General features: G+C 71.4%; 20 protein-coding genes, 2 tRNA genes and 1 pseudogene. 14 read left to right on the top strand and 9 right to left on the bottom strand.

Going from position 1 to position 18,109, the window contains the following annotated elements; translation table 11 throughout:
- Positions 1–61 precede the first annotated feature (61 nt).
- Positions 62–778, top strand: a complete 717-nt coding sequence (locus DAERI_RS00850) for a YqjF family protein (protein ID WP_103127587.1) — start codon at positions 62–64, stop codon at positions 776–778.
- Here DAERI_RS00850 and DAERI_RS00845 read toward each other — a convergent pair whose 3' ends face one another.
- Positions 779–1,762 (bottom strand): hypothetical protein, encoded by a 984-nt coding sequence (locus DAERI_RS00845; protein ID WP_103127586.1) that lies wholly within the window; start codon positions 1,760–1,762, stop codon positions 779–781.
- Positions 1,759–2,262, bottom strand: coding sequence for a PH domain-containing protein (locus DAERI_RS00840; RefSeq protein WP_103127585.1), 504 nt, complete (start codon positions 2,260–2,262; stop codon positions 1,759–1,761). The genes DAERI_RS00845 and DAERI_RS00840 overlap by 4 nt, the downstream gene beginning before the upstream one ends.
- Positions 2,263–2,292: 30 nt before the next feature.
- Between DAERI_RS00840 and DAERI_RS23215 the strand changes: the two are divergent.
- Positions 2,293–2,559: pseudogene (locus DAERI_RS23215) on the top strand (MerR family transcriptional regulator); the annotation flags it as partial.
- Between the two features lie 34 nt (positions 2,560–2,593).
- Positions 2,594–3,145, top strand: a complete 552-nt coding sequence (locus DAERI_RS00830; protein WP_103127584.1) for a GyrI-like domain-containing protein — start codon at positions 2,594–2,596, stop codon at positions 3,143–3,145.
- Positions 3,146–3,160: 15 nt separating this feature from the next.
- Here the strand turns inward: DAERI_RS00830 and DAERI_RS00825 are convergent, their stop codons facing one another.
- Positions 3,161–4,249, bottom strand: a complete 1,089-nt coding sequence (locus DAERI_RS00825) for a GTP pyrophosphokinase (RefSeq protein WP_103127583.1) — start codon at positions 4,247–4,249, stop codon at positions 3,161–3,163.
- A gap of 205 nt (positions 4,250–4,454) precedes the next feature.
- Between DAERI_RS00825 and DAERI_RS00820 the strand changes: the two genes are divergently transcribed.
- The 3 genes from DAERI_RS00820 to DAERI_RS00810 are packed head-to-tail and all read left to right on the top strand — an operon-like array spanning position 4,455 to position 6,595.
- On the top strand, positions 4,455–4,772 hold the full coding sequence (locus tag DAERI_RS00820) for a hypothetical protein (protein WP_103127582.1): 318 nt from the start codon (positions 4,455–4,457) through the stop codon (positions 4,770–4,772).
- Between the two features lie 10 nt (positions 4,773–4,782).
- Positions 4,783–6,195 carry a MocR-like pyridoxine biosynthesis transcription factor PdxR gene (pdxR, locus tag DAERI_RS00815; protein ID WP_103127581.1) on the top strand — a complete coding sequence of 471 codons (1,413 nt, stop codon included), beginning with the start codon at positions 4,783–4,785 and terminating at the stop codon, positions 6,193–6,195.
- Between the two features lie 34 nt (positions 6,196–6,229).
- Entirely contained in the window at positions 6,230–6,595 is a 366-nt protein-coding gene (locus DAERI_RS00810; RefSeq protein ID WP_103127580.1) for a hypothetical protein, read from the top strand.
- A gap of 215 nt (positions 6,596–6,810) precedes the next feature.
- Here the strand turns inward: DAERI_RS00810 and rpsT are convergent, their stop codons facing one another.
- Positions 6,811–7,092 carry a 30S ribosomal protein S20 gene (gene rpsT, locus DAERI_RS22185; RefSeq protein WP_165794022.1) on the bottom strand — a complete coding sequence of 94 codons (282 nt, stop codon included), beginning with the start codon at positions 7,090–7,092 and terminating at the stop codon, positions 6,811–6,813.
- A gap of 192 nt (positions 7,093–7,284) precedes the next feature.
- Here rpsT and DAERI_RS00800 point away from each other — a divergent pair, with 192 nt between their 5' ends.
- The 6 genes from DAERI_RS00800 to DAERI_RS00775 all read left to right on the top strand — a co-directional run bounded on the left by DAERI_RS00800 (position 7,285) and on the right by DAERI_RS00775 (position 11,812).
- Complete coding sequence (locus tag DAERI_RS00800; protein WP_235610155.1) at positions 7,285–7,815, top strand: regulatory protein RecX; 531 nt, start codon at positions 7,285–7,287, stop codon at positions 7,813–7,815.
- Between the two features lie 222 nt (positions 7,816–8,037).
- Positions 8,038–8,114, top strand: a tRNA-Pro gene (locus tag DAERI_RS00795).
- Between the two features lie 72 nt (positions 8,115–8,186).
- Positions 8,187–8,894, top strand: a complete 708-nt coding sequence (locus DAERI_RS00790; RefSeq protein WP_103127577.1) for a metallophosphoesterase — start codon at positions 8,187–8,189, stop codon at positions 8,892–8,894.
- Positions 8,895–8,968: 74 nt separating this feature from the next.
- Positions 8,969–9,496 carry a VIT1/CCC1 transporter family protein gene (locus DAERI_RS00785; RefSeq protein ID WP_103127576.1) on the top strand — a complete coding sequence of 176 codons (528 nt, stop codon included), beginning with the start codon at positions 8,969–8,971 and terminating at the stop codon, positions 9,494–9,496.
- A gap of 84 nt (positions 9,497–9,580) precedes the next feature.
- On the top strand, positions 9,581–10,894 hold the full coding sequence (locus DAERI_RS00780; protein WP_103127575.1) for a phosphotransferase: 1,314 nt from the start codon (positions 9,581–9,583) through the stop codon (positions 10,892–10,894).
- A gap of 15 nt (positions 10,895–10,909) precedes the next feature.
- On the top strand, positions 10,910–11,812 hold the full coding sequence (locus DAERI_RS00775; protein ID WP_103127574.1) for a hypothetical protein: 903 nt from the start codon (positions 10,910–10,912) through the stop codon (positions 11,810–11,812).
- Positions 11,813–11,847: 35 nt separating this feature from the next.
- On the opposite strand, the gene DAERI_RS00770 is transcribed toward DAERI_RS00775, so the two are convergent.
- Together DAERI_RS00770 and DAERI_RS00765 are read right to left on the bottom strand one after the other, a co-directional pair.
- A tRNA-Val gene (locus tag DAERI_RS00770) sits at positions 11,848–11,922 on the bottom strand.
- A gap of 55 nt (positions 11,923–11,977) precedes the next feature.
- A complete protein-coding gene (locus DAERI_RS00765) occupies positions 11,978–13,402 on the bottom strand; it encodes an amidase family protein (RefSeq protein ID WP_103127573.1) in 1,425 nt (474 codons plus the stop codon).
- 82 nt (positions 13,403–13,484) lie between these two features.
- Here DAERI_RS00765 and DAERI_RS00760 point away from each other — a divergent pair, with 82 nt between their 5' ends.
- Positions 13,485–14,375 (top strand): prephenate dehydratase, encoded by an 891-nt coding sequence (locus DAERI_RS00760; RefSeq protein WP_103127572.1) that lies wholly within the window; start codon positions 13,485–13,487, stop codon positions 14,373–14,375.
- Positions 14,376–14,385: 10 nt separating this feature from the next.
- Positions 14,386–15,030 (top strand): hypothetical protein, encoded by a 645-nt coding sequence (locus DAERI_RS21850; RefSeq protein ID WP_133161934.1) that lies wholly within the window; start codon positions 14,386–14,388, stop codon positions 15,028–15,030.
- A 130-nt stretch (positions 15,031–15,160) separates the two neighbouring features.
- Here DAERI_RS21850 and DAERI_RS00755 read toward each other — a convergent pair whose 3' ends face one another.
- The 3 genes from DAERI_RS00755 to DAERI_RS00745 form a co-directional block, all read right to left on the bottom strand.
- Complete coding sequence (locus DAERI_RS00755) at positions 15,161–15,574, bottom strand: DUF4383 domain-containing protein (protein ID WP_103127571.1); 414 nt, start codon at positions 15,572–15,574, stop codon at positions 15,161–15,163.
- A 162-nt stretch (positions 15,575–15,736) separates the two neighbouring features.
- Positions 15,737–16,060, bottom strand: coding sequence for a hypothetical protein (locus DAERI_RS00750; RefSeq protein WP_439952243.1), 324 nt, complete (start codon positions 16,058–16,060; stop codon positions 15,737–15,739).
- 90 nt (positions 16,061–16,150) lie between these two features.
- Entirely contained in the window at positions 16,151–17,788 is a 1,638-nt protein-coding gene (locus DAERI_RS00745; RefSeq protein ID WP_103127570.1) for a GMC family oxidoreductase, read from the bottom strand.
- Positions 17,789–18,109: the final 321 nt, after the last annotated feature.

Below are 18,109 nucleotides of genomic sequence, written 5' to 3'. Positions count from 1 at the left end.
CCCACCCCTCCGCGTCCCGGGGGGGTGGTTCTTTTTGGGGAGTTGGCCCCATGCTTGGCCCATGACGAAGTTGCCGCTGCCCCGCACCCCCTGGGTCCTGAGGATGACGTGGCAGGACCTCTGTTTCCTGCACTGGCGGGTGGACCCGGAGGCCATCACGCGCACGCTGCCCAGGGGGATCGAGGTGGACACGCGGGAGGGCCGGGCGTGGCTGGGCGCCGTGCCCTTCCGCATGAGTGGCGTGGCTCCCCGGTTTGCCCCCGAGGTGCCGGGCCTGAGCGCCTTTCCCGAACTCAACCTGCGGACCTACGTGACGGTGGACGGGGTGCCCGGCGTGTGGTTTTACAGCCTGGACGCCGCGCAACCGCTCGCCGTGCGCCTGGCCCGCCGCTTCTTCCACCTCCCCTATTTCGACGCGCGGATGTGGGTGGACCGGGAGGGGCAGGTCACCCGGTATGCGAGCCTCCGCACCCACCGGGGAGAGCCACCTGCCCGCTTCGCCGCCGCGTATCGCCCGGTCGGCCCGGCCCTGACGCCCGCGCCGGACAGCCTGGAAGCCTGGCTCACCGACCGGCTCGCGCTCTACAGCGCCGACTCTCGGGGCCGGGTCTTCCGGGGCCGCATCGACCACGTCGCCTGGCCCCTGCGCCGCGCCGAGGCCGTGATCGCCGAGAACACCCTGGCGGACGGGCTGGGGATACCGCTGGAGGGCGAGCCCCACCTGCTCCACGCCGAACACCTGGAGGTGCGGGCGTGGTGGCTGGAGCGGGTGCGGTAGCTACACCCCCTCCAGCCGGAAGGCCTCCCGGAGCCCCGCCTCCGCCGCCGCCCGCGCGGCCGCCGGGGCGTACGAGAGGGCCAGCACCGCCCGGTACGTCCGCTCGGCCAGTTCCCGGTCCCCCTGCGCGTCGCGCACCTGCCCCAGCCGCGCCAGGATCAACCCCGGCAGGCTGCGCGGTATCTCATCTGTCAGGGCGTGCGCCGCCCGTTCGAGGAGGGCGCGCGCACTGCCCAGGTCCCCCACGGCGAGGTAAATACTGGCGGCGGCAGCGTCCAGCTCGGCCTTCGGGGTGACAGCGTCCCCGGCCTCGCGGTCCAGCGCCTCCAGCAACGCACCCAGGTCGTCGTCCTCGCGCAGTTGCCAGGCGCGGTCGGCCAGGGCGCGCAGGCGGGAGGTCTCGCCGGGGGTGAAGCCTTCCACATCGGGCAGCCGGGCCTCAGACAACCGTTCCAGCAGATCGGGCAGGTCGTCGAGCGGGGCGAGGACCACTCCCTCCCCCACACCAGCCAGGGCCGAGACGACGCCCTCCAGCCGCCGCTCGCGCCAGCGGGTGCCCGGTCCCTCGCCCAGCGCCTCCCGGGTCGCGGCGTGGTAGGTCCGGGCGGCTCCCAGCACCTCGGGGCTCAAGACTTGCCCCACAGTCAGGGGAGCCGTCAGCACCGCCGCGAAGGTCTGTTCAGCCCGGCCCGCCTCGCGCAGCCGGTCGCGGCCCTGCGGGTACTGGTTCAGGAAGGAGACGAGCTGGGCGTGGTCGGCCTCGGCGTCCTCCGGCGGCGGGGGCAGTTCGCGCAGGGTGAAGCGGGCGGCAGGGAGGGCGTCTCGCAGGGGATGGTCGGGGTCGGGGCCGCTCGCCCACCACACCTCCCGGGCCGGGAAGCCGCCACGTTCCAGCCACCGCAGCAACTCGACCACGGTGCCCGCGTTGTACTGGGGGTGCAGCCGCAGCAGGTCGCCCAGGTCGGGCAGCAGGAGGAGGGTCATAGGGCCACCTGGACCCCGCGCCTTTCCAGGACACGAAGCAACCCCTCCGGGTCGGCGGGGGTCAGGAAATAGGCGCGGCCCCCCGACTCGACGATCACGCCGCCGTCAGGACGGCTGGAAGCGGCGAGGACGTGGTTGGTGAAATCGGGGCCGAAGGTGAAGTGCCCGGTGAGGTAACCCGGGAGCCCCGTCCCGAGGGTCCGCCACCCCAGGTGCCCCGCGGTGCGCCGCGCCCGCATCCCGGCGTACGGCAGAACCGTGCGGCCCAGGAGGCGGGTGACGACGAGCGCGTCCGGGGTCAGGGTATAGGCGAGGCGGCGGGGGGCAAGCTGGAACAGCCCCAGTAGCAGGAGCCCCAGCACTCCGACCAGGAGGCCCACGGCCGGGGCGTCCCTCAGCGCCAGCATGGCCACACCGACCAGCACGAGTGGCACGCTCCCGACGAGCAACCGCAGGATGAGGGGAGCCTCAGCGGGGGCAAGCGTCACGGCTTGGTTCATGGGGGCAGTCTAGTCGGGCGCGCTGCCGGGATGAGGGGCTTGACTTTGACGCCGCGTCAAGCCCAACACTGGCCCCCAAGGAGAAGTTCCATGTCCCAGCTCGTCCCCATCGGCCGCTTCGCCCAGCTCGCCCGCCTCACCCCGCGGGCGCTGCGGCTGTACGGCGACCTCGGCCTGCTCCCCCCCGCCCGGGTCGAGTCGGGCAGCGGCTCCCGGCTCTACCGCCTCGATCAGGTGGGGGCGGCCCGGATGATCCGCACCCTGCGCGACCTCGACGTTCCCCTGGAGGCCATCCGCGCCTACGTGTCGGCGGACACCCCGGAGGCGGGCCGTGCTGGAGGCGCACCGGGAGCGGCTGGAGCGTCGGCTCGCGTCCACCCCGGACCAACTTGCCGCGCTGGAGACGCTCCTTCAGGAGGTTCCTATGGAATACCGAGTCCGCCTCAGAACAGAGCCGCACCGGTTCGTGCGGGAGGAGGTGGCCTTGCCCGAGACGGGTGGAGTCCTGCGCCAGGCGATGGCCGAGGTCTGCGCCCTGATGGAGCGCCGGAATCTTCCGGCGGCGGGAGCGCCCTGGTGCGCCTACCCCCTGCCGGAGGAGGGCGAGGTCGTCCCGGTGGACTGCGCCGTGCCGGTTCCCACCCGGGCCGAGGGCGAGGGGCGGGTCGTGGGCGGGGAACTGCCCGGTGGGGAGGTCGCCTGCAACCGGCACGTCGGCCCCTATTCCGCCCTGCCGCAGGCGTTTGAGGCCGTGGCCCGCTGGGTGGCCGAACGCGAGCTGGAGGTCGCCGGGCCGCTGCGGGAGGTGTACCTGAGCCACGACCCGGAGCCGGCGCAGCGGCATGTGGTGGAGGTGGTCTTTCCGATTCGCCGGACAAGTTGAGCCCGGGGGGCTTCCTCAGTCCGCCGCCGAGTGCCCCATGACCTGCCCGTAGACCTCGCGCACCTTCGCCACCATCTCCTCCAGGGTTTCCCGCCCGCTCAGGTCGAGAACCCGGACCACCTCGTCGGGGTCGAGGGTGGGGTTGGCGCAGGCCCGCAGCAGGGCGTACTGCACGAGGCTGATGCCGGGCCGCAGCCCCCCGATGGGCTTCCACGTCTCGGGCAGGCGGGGCATCAGGATCGCCCCGAAGGTCCGCACCTCCGCCGCGTGCCGGGCGAGGTCACGCAGCAGGCCCCCGACCGAGTGCACGCCGACGTAGTGCAGCAGGCTGGCGAGGCGCTGCGGGCGCTCGGGGTCGGGCCAGCCCGCGAGGAGGGGGACGCGCAGGGCGGCGGCGAGGTCCTCGTCGAGGTCGTGGACGGGCGAGGTGGAGAGGAGGTACTTCATGCTCTGCGCGTCGATGAAGACGCTCTCGGGGTCCTCGGCGACGCGGGCGGGCAGGGTGGCGGCGTAGTCGCGGACCATGCGGTGCAGGGCCATGAACTCCTCGTCGGCCATCTCCAGCAGGCCCGCCAGGCGGTAGAAGCGGCGCCGCACCTCGCGCGGGACGGCCTCACGGTTCTTGTAGCCCAGGTCGTGCTCAATCTCGGCCCAGGCGTGCTGGAGGATGGAGCGAATCTGCACCTCGTAGCGGGCACCGGGCAGTTCGGGCACCAGGTCGGGCTCGGCGCGCAGCACGTAATGCACGCCCAGGTAGCCGAAGCGGTCGGGGTCGTGCATCCGCGACTTGTCGATGGAGTGGTCCCAGTCCACGACGTGGTGCTCCTCCATCAGCCGGGCGACCACGTTCACGTCGCTGGCGAAGTAGGTGATCACCCGCACCCCCACGAGGTCGGTCACGTCCTCCAGCCCGGTGTACCGCCCGGGCTTGCGCCGCAGCTTGTCGCCGAGGCTGGCGGGCCTTTTGACCCGCCCGGTGACGTGGTGGATGTTCAGCCCCGCCTCGGTCAGGAGCCGGGTCGTGTGCGCCACCACCGCGTCGCGCAGCCGCTCGTACTCCGGCAGGGCCTCCCGGTACGCCTGCACCAGCGCCTCGCTGTTCATGGTAGGGGCATGATAGGCGCCCGGGAGGCCAGGCGAGGCCGAAACCTGTTCAGCGAAGTTTTGGGATTGGCGGGGCTGGGGAGCGGTCCAGCGGGCGAGACGAGTGGAAGGACACCCCTCCCTTCTCTGGTCGCCCTACGCACTCGGCCAGCAAGGGAGCCGGGAGTTCCTTTCTGACCGGTGCCCCAGGGTGCATCCTGTCCCCATGACAACCTCGGCCCCCGCCGTCTCCTTCCCCGCCCCGCGGCGCATCCCCTACCCCGGCGGGTGCGTGCTCGAACCCGGCCCCTACGCGCTCGACTACCTGTTGAAGTGGCGGGCGGACGTGAGCGTGAATGGGCAACTGCACCCCGACACGCCCGTCTTCCCCCTCCTGCGCGAATTGCTCGCCGACCCCGCCGCGCACGGCCTGACGCGGGAGGAGGCGGAGGCGGCCCGCGACCGCTTCCTGACGCTGGCTGGTCAGGCCCTGGCCGCCGAGGGGGGCGACCCCGCCTGGCTCGCGCGCGAGTTCAGCCGCTGAGGGGCATAGGGTGACCGGAGCCCCCGACGAACTGCGCCCGCCCCTTCCCGGCGAGGCCCTGCACGCCCGGGTCGCCCGCACCCTGCGCGAGGCGATTCTGGCGGGCACCGTTCCCGAAGGCACGCGGCTGCCGGGGCACCGCGCCCTCGCCGCGCGGCTGGGCGTCTCGCGCAACACCCTGGTGGACGCCCTCGCCCAGCTCGACGCCGAGGGCTACGTGCGGACGAGGGGCCGCAGCGGCACCCGGGTCGCGGTTCCCGGCCCGGCCCGGGTGGAGGAGGCGCAGGCCCCCCTCCCCCTCAGCGCCTGGGCGACCCGGGCGCTGGCGGGCCACGTGCCCGACGCGGGCGGCACCTACGCGGTGGACTTCCGGGTGGGGCAGCCCGTGCCCGACCTGTACCCGGCGGGGGCGTGGGCGCAGGCCCTGGCCCGGCAGGCCCGGGCGGCGGGGCAGGCGACCCTCCCCGACCCGGCCCCCGAACTCGGCCCGCTCGAAACGCGCCGGGCGCTGGCCGCCTACCTCAACGCCGAGCGCGGTGCCCGCGTCACCCCCGACATGGTGATGCTGACGGGCGGAACCCAGGCCTCCCTGGACGCGCTGGCGCGGGTCTTTCTGGAGGAGGGGCGGGTGGCGGCGCTGGAGGACCCCACCTATCCCGGCGCGCGGGCGGCGCTGGGGGCGACCGGGGCCACCCTTTTCCCCGTTCCGGTGGACCCGGCGGGCCTGGACCCGGCGGCGCTGCCGGATCGGGCGACCCTGCTTTACCTGACGCCGGGGGCGCAGTACCCCACGACCGTCGCGCTCCCCGCCGCCCGGCAAGCGGAGGTGGTTGCCTGGGCACGTCGGACGGGCGCCCTCATCCTGGAGGACGACTACGCCGCCGACCTGCACCACGCGGCGAGGCCCCCGGCGGCCATGCAGGGCCTCGCCCCCGAGCGGGTGATCCTGCTGGGGAGCTTCAGCAAGAGCCTCGCGCCCGTCACGCGCAGCGGCTACCTCGTCGCGCCCGAGCGGGTCACGCGCCTGCTCGCGGGCACCCGGCCCCTCACCGACCGTGCACCCGCCACGCTCGACGCGCTCGCGCTCGCGGACGTACTCGCCTCGGGGGCCTATGCCCGCCACCTGCGCCGCGCCCGGCAGGCGATCCGGCACCGGCACGAGGTCCTGCTCGCGGCCCTGGCGGCCTTGCCCGGCTGGGAGGTCACGCCCGCCCGGGCGGGGCTCCACGTCCACGTCACCCTGCCCCCACCGCTTTCCGAGGAGGAGGCCGTGCGCCTGGCTGCCGGGGTGGGAGTGGCCCTCACGCCCGCCGCCCCCCTCGCCCTGGGTCCGCGCCCTCCCGCCGTGCTGCTCGCCTTTGCCCACCTCACACCCGACCGCATCCGGGAGGGCGTGACGCGGCTGGCGGGGGCTTTTACATAGCGTTCATCAGGTAAGCCGCGTTACACTACGCGCAATGCGCTTTCTGCTCCTGGCCCTGGTCGCCGCCGTGGCCCTGCTGTATTTCACCTTCGGCCTGCGCCTGGGGTACGTGACGCTCACGCCCACGCACCTGCTCAATGCCCAGGGCCAGAACAGCTACGCCTACAGCCTGTTCGAGGACGGCAAGAGTGTGGGCGTCCGGGGCACCTGCACGGTGAGCAGCGGACGCGCCACCCTGCGCCTGGTCGACCCGTCCGGTACCCAGGTCGCCGGGCAGGAGTGCCCCCCGGGCCGCTGGTCCGTCTCACTGGTCGGCAGCGGGCACCCCGGCGTCTACCGCCTGTTCGTGGAGTTCAACCACTACACGGGAACGCTCGACCTGGATGAGGTGCGGGATTAGGGGGAGGCGGCGGTTTGGACCCCTACCCTTTGCTCCGCCAGCCCTTCTCCCCAGGGCAGAGGGGTCAAAGAAGTCCTCTCCGGGAGGAGAAGTGTCCTCTTTCGTCACTCCATCGGCTCGCAGCAGCCCCACCCGGTCTGCCGCCTCCGCGCCCGTGAAGACAGCAAAAAAAGCCACCCCGCGCGGAGGTGGCCTTCCAGGTTGATCCTGCTCGCTTACGCCTGCTGCGTGGCGGCCTTGGCCTTGTTCAGGGCCTTGGCCAGGCGGCTCTTCTTGCGGGCGGCGGTGTTCTTGTGCAGGGTGCTGCCCTTGGCCGCCTTGTCGATCAGGCTCTCGGCCTTGCGGTGCAGCTCGGTCGCGTTCTCGGCGCCCGTCTGGACAGCCGCGACGGCCTTCTTGGTAAAGGTCTTGATGGTGCTCTTGCGGCTGCGGTTGATCATGCGCCGCTTGAGGCTCTGGCGGTGACGCTTCTGGGCAGACTTGTGACGCAGGGCCATGGTGAACTCTCTTTCTCCCGCTTCCCGCGGGGCGGTTCCCACCACCTCGGGGCGGGGGAACACGAAGCACCGGGTGTCTCCGGCGCGCACGCGGCCCGCAGGTTGCCGGGCGCGTGGTGACCCATCTGGGGATGGGCAACCCTGGCAGTGTAGCGGGTGCGGGCCGTGCGGCGCAAGCGGCATACTGGGGACGTGACGACGGGCGAGGAAAAGACCCCCGAGGAGAGGCAAAAGGCCCGCGACGACCTGCTCGCCTACGCCTTCCGGGCGCTGTCGGGACGGGCGCTGACGGAGGCCGAACTCCGCACCCGACTGCTGCGCCGCACCGACGACGAGGCGCTGGCGGGGGAGGTGCTCGCCCGCGTGCAGGAGTTGGGTTACCAGAACGACGAGGGCGTGGCGCGGGCGGAGGGGAGCCGCCGCGGGGTGGGCGGTTTCCGGGTACGCCAGACCCTCAAACGCCGGGGCGTGACCCAGGGGCTGATCGAGGAGACCCTGGCCGCCCGCGACCCCGACGAGGAGCAGGCCGACGCGACCGCCCTGCTGGAGCGCCGCTGGTCCTCCTTCGCCCGCAAGCGCGACCCACGGGCGAGCGCCTACGCCTTCCTCGCCCGGCGCGGCTTTCCGGGAGCAGTGATCTGGGCCGCGATCCGCGAGGTGTCGGCGGCGGCAGGCGAGGCCGTGCCGGAGGACAATTTCGACGATGACGAGCAGGTGGAGTGATGGTCGGGCCTGTTCGTCAGGCGGACGTGTCGTCCCGGGCGCAGTGAAGGCCTCTCCGTGTCCCCCCGAGAGGCTTCGCGTGCGCCCGGCATGACACCTTTCCCCTGATCCCCGGCGGCGGCAGGAGGGACGAAAAGCGTGCTTGACACCCCCGGGGGCACCACGTAGACTACCGGGCGCACTGGAAGCGGGCCGAGCCTGACGACTGGGGCCGTGGTTGGACGGGGCGTAGCGCAGCCTGGTAGCGCACTTCGTTCGGGACGAAGGGGTCGGAGGTTCGAATCCTCTCGCCCCGACCACGCAGGAAGCCTCCCCTCCCCGCGGGAGGCTTTCTTCTTTGCCCGCTCCCCTTCCACCCCGGAGTCTTGTTCATGCGCGTGTTCGCCATCGCCGACCTGCACCTCTCCAGCGTGACGCCCAAGCCGATGACGGTGTTTGGGCCGAACTGGGCGGGGCACCCGGGAGCCATCTTCGAACACTGGCGGGAGGAGGTGCGCCCCGGCGACCTCGTGCTGCTGCCCGGCGACCTCTCGTGGGCCATGCGGCTCCCGGACGCGACCGCCGACCTCGCCCTGATCGCGGCGCTGCCCGGGACGAAGGTGCTGCTGCGCGGCAACCACGACTACTGGTGGACGAGCGCGGGCAAATTGCGCGCCGCGCTGCCCCCGGGCATGCTCGCCGTGCAGAACGACGCCGTGCGGGTGGGGAACGTGGTCGTGTGCGGCTCGCGCGGCTGGCTCACGCCCGGCTACGAACCCCTGAGCGAGGACGACGAGCGGCTGCTGAACCGTGAGGCCGAGCGGCTGCGCCTGAGTACCCAGGCCGCCGCGCGGCTCCGGCAACCCGGCGACCACCTCCTCCTGATGCTGCACTATCCGCCCGCCAGCCCCCCCTACCCGCCGAATGCGCTGACGCCCGTGATCGAGGCCGCGCGTCCCGACATGATCGTGTATGGGCACCTGCACGGCGTCAATCCCGAGCGGGCGCTGCGGCACGTGAACGGCATCCCCGCCCACCTCGTTGCGGCGGACGGGCTGAAGTTCCGCCCCAAACTGCTGCTGGACACCGGGGAGGGGTGAGGGTTCCGCCATCCCCAGTTCTCCCATCGGAATATCTTATTGAGAAGCATTCTTATTAAGGGTAGGATGGGCCGATGTCCTCCCCCCTTCCCCCGCAGGCCACACCCACGCCTGCCCCGCCGCATGACCACACCTTCGTCCTCCAGAAGGTCCAGCCCGCGCTGCTGGGCCTGATGGACGGCAGTGTGAGCACCCTGGCGCCGATCTTCGCGGCGGCGGGGCTGACGGGCAAGCCCATCGACGCCTTTTTCGTAGGGCTGGCCGCCAGTCTGGGGGCGGGCATCAGCATGGGGCTGGCCGAGGCGCTCTCGGACGACGGCAAGGTGAGCGGGCGCGGCACGCCGGTGGCTCGCGGCGTGATCACCGGGCTCGCCACCATCCTGGGCGGGATGCTGCACACCCTGCCCTTCCTGCTGCCCGACCTGCGCGCGGCCCTCACCCTGGCCTACGTGGTCGTGCTCGCCGAGTTGGTCGTCATCGCCCTGATCCGCTGGAAGTACATGCGGAGTCCGCTGGGACAGACCATCTTCCAGGTCATCGTGGGCGGTGCGGTCGTGTTCGGCGTGGGGGTGTGGCTGGGCCGCCTCGGCGCGAGTGGGTGACCCGGGCTCTTCGCCGGGTGTGGTGGTCCCCTGTAGGCCACCCGGCTGACGCACGGGGCAGAGCCCGCACCGCAAACTGACCCCATGACCGCGCCGTTGCGAACGACCCTCCACGCCGTCCTCGCCCACCCGGACGGCCAGCGGGTCGCGGCGGTGGGGGGAGCGCTGCCCTGTGCCGTGGTCACGGAGAACACCTTCGTGGGCTGCGGCCTCACGGACGCCTTCCCGGCCCTGGCCCCCTGGCTGGCCCCGCTGCGGCGGCTCGGGTTCGTGCGGTTACCGACCGACCCGGACGGCACCCTGGTCCGCGAGTCCGTCTGGCAGCTCGACCCCGTCACGGACGTGAGCGGCGTGGAGTGGGTGACGCCGGGCGCTCTCCCGGAACGCGAGCAGGCCTGGGCCGAAGTCGCCCTCGCCCCCATCCCGGACCTGCGCCCGGACTTCGCGCGTCCCGGCTGGGCGGCGGGGGCACTGGCGTGGCTGGACGGGGAGTTGCGCGAGCAGGGCCTGACCCGTGCGGGCTGGCCCGAACCCCTCAAGCACTGGGGGATCAGTGCCCTGTGGCGGGTGCCGCTGGGGGAGAGGGACCCCCTCTACCTGAAGGCCGTCCCGACGTTCTTCGCCCGGGAGGTGCCCGTCACCTGCTTGCTGTCGCGCGAGATTCCGGGCGCGGCCCCGCCCGTCCTCGCCGCCGACACGGGGCGGAACCTGCTGCTCCTCGCCCACGCGGGGGAGGTGCCGGGCGAGGCCGAGGACGGCACGACCCTCGCCGCCCACCTCGCCTGGGTGCAGCGGGCGAGTCTTCCCCTGCTGCCCGAGTTGCGCGCCCTGGGGTTGCCCGACCACGGCCCGGAATGGGTCGCCTCCCTCCTCCCCGAACTGCTGCGGGACGAGCACCTCATGGTGGGCGAGGAGGAGGGCCTGACCCCGGACGAGGCGGCCAGCCTCCGGGCGCTGGAGCCGCGCGTGCGGGAAGCCTGCGCCCGGCTCGCCGCGTCCCCCCTGCCCCGGGTGGCCGGGCACGGCGACCTCCACCGCTGGAACGCCGTGCAAGGCGGGGAGGGGCACTGGACGCTCCTCGACTGGTCCGACGCGAGCGTGACCCATCCCTTCCTCGACGCGGACCCCGCCTACCTCGCGCCGGAGGGTGCGGGAACGGACACGCTGGAGGCGGTAGAGACGGCGTACCTGTCCGCCTGGACGGACCTCCTGCCCCTTCCCGAGTTGCGCGCGTTGCTGGGGGAAGCGCGGCTGGTGGGCGAGGTGTACCGGGCGCTGGGGTACACGCACGCGATCAACCTGCACCTGGAGGACCGGGCCGGGTGGCGGGCCGCACATATAGAACATCTGCGCGGCCTGCTCTTGCGCGCCGCCGAGCCCGCCTTGCCGCTATCCTGAGGAGCGGAGGCGAGGTTGCAGGACCCGGACAAAGTGCAGGACCGTTTGGTGGCGGACCGCAAGGTGCGCGCCGTTGCCCAGGCGGGAAGCTACGGCACCGACGACGCCTGGGCGGGCAGCGTGCCGACCCTGGTGGCCTTCGAGCGCGGCCTGCTCTCGCCGCAGACCGAGGCGCGGGCGGGCGTCACCGTGCAGCGCTACCCGTACGAGAAGCTGGAGCAGTGGCGCGACTGGGACGTGGCGCGCGAGGAGGCCCCGGTCGCCCTGCTCGCCACCAGCCGCGTCGTATATGACCCCACCGGGCACTATGGCCGCATCCAGCGCACCCTCTGGAACCTGAACGAGGAGCGGCTGGCCGCCCACCGCGAGGACCTGCTGGGCCAGGCCGCCGCCCGGTTGGACAGCGCGCGGCGCACCTACACCGGCCCCGGCCACGGTGCCCAGGAACAGCTCCTCGCCCTCGCCGAGGCGCGGGAGGTGGCCGTGAGCCTGCTGTACCCCGCGCTCCTCACCCACATCCACGGCTGGCCCGAGTTCGAGATTCGCCTGCCCCACGCCTGGCGGGCGTCGGCCGGGCTGCGCTTTCCCAAGGCCGTGTACCGCCTGGATGGCCTCTACGGCTTCGGCGGCGAGGACGAGGCCCGCCGGGTGCTGCTCGCCACGCGCGGCCTGGGCCTGGTCGAGCAGGAAAAACGCGCCCGCGCCGCCTTCCAGTCCGGGTACTACGACGGCGCCGTCCGCTACCTGCGCGACGAGACCGCCCGCACCCACCGCGCCGACCTCGACCGCTGGACCTACCTCAGCAGCGCCCGGCGGGACAAGCTGGGCACCCTGCTGGGCGTCACCCGCAGCCCCCTGGGTCCCGCCGCGCTCGCCCTGGCGGGGGAGTTGCTGGTAGACGCGCGGGAGGGACGCTAAGAACACAAAAACCCCGGCTGAGCCGAGGTCTTTCCTGGTGGGCGGTGAGGGATTTGAACCCCCGACCCTACGCTTGTAAGGCGTACGCTCTACCGCTGAGCTAACCGCCCCTGCTCCCTGCCGCTCACGGCAGCCCGCCCATGCTAGACGGGAGGGAGCAAAGGGTCAAGCCGGGGCATCGGGCGGGAACTGCACCCCGCCGAGCCGCAGGTTCAGGTCGGCGGCGAGCGAGAGCAGGCGGCCATCACTTCCTGCCGGTCCGGTGAGCAGCACGCCAGTCGGGGTGCCGTCGTGCAGTCCGGTCGGCACGGTGACGCTGGGATACCCGGCCTTGGCGCCCACCGCGTAGCCGTGCAGCCCGGGCCACAGCAGCGCGTCCAGGCCCAGGGCGAAGAGGGGATCGAGGCCCCGCGTGCGCGTGTGGTCGAGGTCGCGGGCGCGGGCCTCGTGGTAGGCGCGCTCACTTAAATCCCCACGGGTGCCCTGGGCGGCGTACAGCAGCGTCTGCCCATACCGCTGGAGCCGCTCGGGATCGGCGTCGTTCGCCTCGATGACCTCGGCCAGGCTGCGGGGGCCATCCCGCACCCCCGAGAGGTAGGCGTTCAGGTCATGCTTGAACTCGTACACGAGGACTTCCAGCCGCCAGCCGCTCAGCTCGGGAGCGCTCTCCAGCGTCACGTCCTGGAGGGTCGCCCCGGCCTCGATCAGCGCGGCCTCGGCGCGGGAGAGGGAGGCGCGTTCGGCCTCATCCACCGGGCCGCCCCCGGGCGGGTCACGCAGCACGCCGATCACGCTGCCCTCCAGCGCCCCTGCTTGCAGGGTCAGGTCCGGGACGGGAATGAGGCGGCTCGCCTCGTCCGCGTCGTCCGGCCCGGCCATCACGCCCAGGAGGAGGGCGGCGTCGCGCACCGAGCGGGTGATCGGCCCGGCGGTGTCCTGGCTGTGGCTGATGGGCACCACCCCCGTACGCGGAATCAGGCCAACCGTGGGCTTGAGGCCGATGACGCCGTTTTGCTGCGCCGGGCTGAGGATGCTCCCGCTCGTCTCGGTGCCGACCGCCGCCACACACATGCGGGCCACGACCGCCACCCCGCTCCCGCTCGACGACCCGCCCGTGTCCAGCCCCTCGCCCCAGGGGTTCACGGTCTGGCTGCCCGCCCCGGAGTAGCCGTTGGGCATTCCCAGCGTCATGAAGTTGGCCCACTCGGTGAGGTTGGCTTTGCCCAGGATCACGGCCCCGGCGGCCCGCAGCCGCGCGACGAGGGGCGCGTCCCGCTCCGGGATGTGCCGGGTCATCAGCAGGCTTCCGGCGGTGGTGGGAAGCCCCGCCACGTCAATGTTGTCCTTGATCAGGATGGGCAGGCCGTGCAGCGGACCGCGCCGCTCGGCGGGGAGGGCGTCGAGCCGCTCGGCCTCGGCCTCCGCCCCCTCGTTCACGGTGATGACGGCCCGCAGCCGGGGGTTGAGGGCGCGCAGACGCGAGAGGTAGGTCCGCGTCACCTCCCCCGCGGTCAGGTCACCCCGGCGGGTGGCGGCGCTGAGAGAAGCGGCGTCGAGGTCCAGGATGGGGTCGGGCGTGGCGATGGGCACCGTCAGAGTCTATTCCCCCGGCGCGTGCCCCTCGTCTACCCACCTCCCCCGTCCCCGGAACGCCGTGCGCTAGCCTGCCGGGATGAACGGGCAGCCGAGCGTGCAGGCGGACGAGCAGGCCACGGGGGGGCACCTCACGGTCGCCTTTCAGGGCAACCCGGGGGCCTACGGCGAGATCGCCGCGCTCCACGCCCTGGGCAGCGCGGGCGTGCCCCACACGGGCGTCACCACCCGGGGCTACCCCACCTTCCACGAGGTCGCCCGGGCGGTCGAGGGGGGCGAGGCCGACTACGGCACCCTCCCCGTCGAGAACAGCCTGATGGGCGCGATTCACCAGTCCATCGACCTGCTCAGCGAGACCGAGCTGCATGTGATCGGCGAGGTCGTGGTGCGCGTGAGCCACTGCCTGATGGCGTTGCCGGGCGTGAGGATCGAGGACGTGCGGCGGGTGATCTCCCAGCAGCCCGCGCTGGACCAGTGCACCGGCCTGATCCGCCAGTACGGCTTCCAGCCCGTCGCCGGGCACGACACGGCGGGCAGCGCCAAGGACCTCGCTGCTCGGGGCGCCCGCGACGAGGCCGTGATCGCCTCCGCCCGCGCCGCCGAGCTGTACGGCCTGGACATCCTGGCCCGCGAGATCGAGGACGAGCCTTTCAACTACACCCGCTTCATGCTCCTCTCGCGCCACGAACCCGCGCCCCTGGACGTGCCCCACAAGATCAGCCTCGTCTTCGCCGTGCGCCACACCCCCGGTTTCCTGGTCGAGACGCTCGGCGAGCTGCGCGGCCTGAACCTCTCGCGCATCGAGTCGCGCCCCCGCCGCGACCGCGCCTGGAGCTACCTGATCTACGTGGATATCGAGGGGCATCCCCAGGACCCCCAGGTGGCCCAAGCCCTCGCCGGAGTGCTGCGAAAGGCGAGCTACGCGAAGATCATCGGGAGCTACCCAAGGGCGCTGGAGACGGTGGGGTGAGGGGGCAGGAATGTCAACTACGTTTGACGTTTATCCAGGAAACACAAGTATTCCCTCTTTTCTAAGTTTAAAAGTCCTAACGGAACTAAAGTTGCATGGCTACTTCGAACAGCACGGCGTTGCTTTTGATCCCCAAATTGATGTTAGGTTGATTTCCAGTGATAATAGAGAAATCCATCATGTAAATCTCGACGATCCCTTCTGGTGGAGCGAGAATTACTACGCCTGGTTTACTTTAAACGGCGTAGAAGGTGGTACGGATGCCCATATATTACCACTAGACGAGCAATGGGCACGAGAACTGAGATCGGACTGGCTATGTGACCATCCCCAGCTCGAACAGACGCCCGAGCTTGAGCAGGTCTACACTACAGCCCAACTCTTGAAAAGAAGTTGGTACTTCCGACGCTCAATTGGTCAACCCGCTGCTATCAACGTCCTTTACGGGTTCCTTGCTTCCGCCCTGGCAGAACTTACAGAAGGCGTCGTTGACTCCAACGATGGTGCTTGGGATTTTGCCCGGTTCCCCGCTCTGCCCCAAGAGTTTGACCGCTGGTACATGAACCCCCAAGAAGCCCTCGATAGTAGCTCCGCCAGTTGGGCTTCTGCTTGTTTGACTGCCCTCTCCCCGACCCTTCCTAACCATCTACAATAGCCTCACGACCTACGGCTCCGTACGTTTCCTTTAGCCTCAAATACTTATCGGGGGTTATTTACGGAGCAGATGAGAATAAAAAGGAGAGGGGGCGGGAGCCGCGTAACTCCTCGCCCCAACCAAACCATCCTCAGCGCGAGAGGGTAGCGTCGTCCCGCGCCGCGCCCCAGCCGAAGTAGGCGGCGATCAGGGCCGTGCCCGCGTGCAGCCAGATGTCGTTGCCGTGCAGCGGGGCCAGGCCGAACATGGTGTTCAGGCCGGGGATCAGGCCCATGATGGCGAGGATGACGTACAGGACAGCCAAACCCCGGGCAAAGCTGACGGCACCGCTGAACGAGCCCGCGCTCGCCAGGCCCCACGCGCCGATGGCGAGGTGGACGATGTTGTGGGTCAGGTTGACTGGGAACAGCCCCAGGAGGCGGCCATGGAAGGCGTCCACCGCCAGGTCAGGACCCATGGGGGGCGAAAGGAGCGCGGGAAAGAAACCCAGAATCCCGACAAGAAGGTAGATGATGCCTGCGACCCGCGCGAACGTCCGTACCATGCAGTCCTCCTGTACCCGTGCTGGGCAGCAACGTCAGGGTTCCCTCATCCTTCACGTCACTGCCTGCATTGATGCACGGGAACTGAGCCGTTCCTTCACGGGCGAGTAAAGGCAGACTTTACCCTTCGGGTGAGCCCAAGGGAGCCGCAGCGGACCGTTCAATTAGAGGAGTTCCACCGGCTGCACCCGGATCACCAGGGCCTCCTGCCGGAACTCCCGGCGCAGCGTCTCGCGGTAGGCCGCCCACCACGCGCGGTCCAGCTCCTCCACCATGACCTCGTAGACCACCACATCGTCGCGCACGGTCTGGTCGCCGTCCTTCCACAGGCCAGCGGCGGGGGCGCGGACGTAGGCGGTCAGGCCGCCGAAGCGTTCGGTGAGCGTCCGGCGAATCGGGGCATAGCGGGCCTGCTCGAAGGGCTGTCCCGTGTTGTCGTAGAGGGGCAGGAGGAGCTGGACGAGATGCATGGTGCGGCCATTGTCCATGCACGGCCTCCCGTTGTCTGCCCTTCCCCACCTTCTGCCTGACCCGGCCCACGCTCCCTCGGGGAGTCGTGCCCCCTGCTGCCTCCCGGCTCAGGCCGTGGCTTCCACCAGCTGCCGCTCGGGCGCCGGGCGGCCCAGGATCAGGTCGGCGGCCTTCTCACCGATCATGATGGTGGGCGCGTTGGTGTTGCCGCGGGGGATGACGGGCATCACGCTCGCGTCGGCGACCCACAGCCCTTCCAGGCCGCGCACCCGCAGTTCGTCGTCCACGACCGCCAGCTCGTCGTGGCCCATCTTGCAGGTGCCGACCGGATGGTAGATCGTCATGGCCTGCTCGCGGATGTAGGCCTCCAATCCCGCGCGGTCCGTCACCGCCTCGCCGGGCATCACCTCGGTCAGGCGGTAGGGGGCCAGCGCGGGCGTGTCCCCCACCCGGCGGGCGAGTTCCACCCCGGCGACGAGCACGTCCATATCGCGCGGGTCGGAGAGGTAGTTCGGCTCGATCAGGGGGCGGTCCCCCGGGTCGGCACTGGCGAGGCGAATCTGACCCCGGCTGCGCGGCGCGATCAGCGAGGGCAGCAGGGTGTAGTGGTGGCCGTCGAGTTCCAGGAAGCCGTGGTCCACGAACAGGGCCGCGCCGTTGTGGAACTGGAGGTCGGGCGCCTCCAGGGCCGGGTCGGTCCGCATGAAGCCGCCCGTCTCGCCCACGTTGCTGCACAGCATCCCGCGCCCCTCGGTCAGGTAGAGGCTCATCTGGGTCTCGCTCAGGGCGTCTTTCAGGCTGGCGGTTTCGGTGTCGTACACCACCGGGACGAAGAGGTGGTCTTGCAGGTTCTGGCCGACCCCCGGCAACTCGTGCACGACCTCCACGCCCGCCGCCTCCAGCATGGCCCGCTCGCCCACCCCGGAGAGCATCAGCAGGTGCGGGCTGGTGATCGCCCCGGCGGCGAGCACGACGCCGCGGCTCGCCCGGACCTCATGCTCGCCCGGCTCGTCGCGGTAGGTCACGCCCGTCGCCCGCCCGTCGTCGATCTGCACCCGGGTGACGAGCGCCCCCGTGCGGGCCTCCAGGTGGCCGGGACCGCCGCGGGCCAGGGCCGGGCGCAGGTAGGCCGTGGCCGTGGAGTGCCGCGCGCCGCCCTTCTGGGTGACGTGGTAGCGGCCCACCCCCTCCTGCTCGGGACCGTTGAAGTCGTCGTTGCGCGGATAGCCCAGCGCCTCGAAGCCGCGGGTGATCGCGTCGCAGATCTCGTGGGTGTAGCGGCGGTTCTCCACGTGCAGCGGTCCGCCCGCGCCGTGGTACTCGTTCGCCCCATCCTCGAAGTCCTCGGCGCGCCGGAAGTAGGGCAGCACGTCCTCGTAGCTCCAGCCCCGGTTGCCCTGGGCCGCCCAGCCGTCGTAGTCCGCCCGGTGGCCGCGAATGTAGATCATCGCGTTGATGCTGCTGGACCCGCCCAGCATCTTGCCCCGCGGCCAGTACAGCCGCCGCCCGTTCAGGTGTTCCTGGGGCTCGGTCTCGTAGTTCCAGTCGAGCGGCGAGCGGAAGAGCTTGGGAAAGGCCGCCGGGATGTGAATCTCCCGCATCTCGTCGGGCCCGCCCGCCTCCAGCAGCAGCACCCGCGCCCCCGCCCCCGACAGCCGGGCCGCCACCACGCAGCCCCCCGACCCGGCACCCACCACCACGTAGTCGAACGTCTCCTGCCCCGCCCGCGCCGCTTCTGCGTCCATGCCGAACCTCCCACGCGAGGAACGTGCGGTCCCCGGGGGTCATCCGGCAACGCCACCCGCCCGGGACCCACCCACACCGACTTTCGCGTAGGCCGAGTATAGGCTTGCTGGGAGCACCTCACGGCCCGACCCCACCGCCCGATTTGTCTGCCCTTCCCCACCTTCCCCCCGCCCCGGCCCGCGCTATCCTTCTGGAGTCGTGCCGCTGGCACGGCCATCCAGAGCGCCCGAGGGAATTTCCTGCCCAGTGACGGCGCGGCAACCGGCCCCCATCACGGCAGCGGTGCCCATTCGGGAAAGCTCCTGCCCTATGCGGCCAAC

Source organism: Deinococcus aerius (genome assembly GCF_002897375.1).
In the GTDB taxonomy this organism is placed as follows: Bacteria; Deinococcota; Deinococci; order Deinococcales; family Deinococcaceae; genus Deinococcus; species Deinococcus aerius.
Note: the sequence above shows the minus strand (reverse complement) of the source record. Positions and strands in the feature narration are given on the sequence as shown.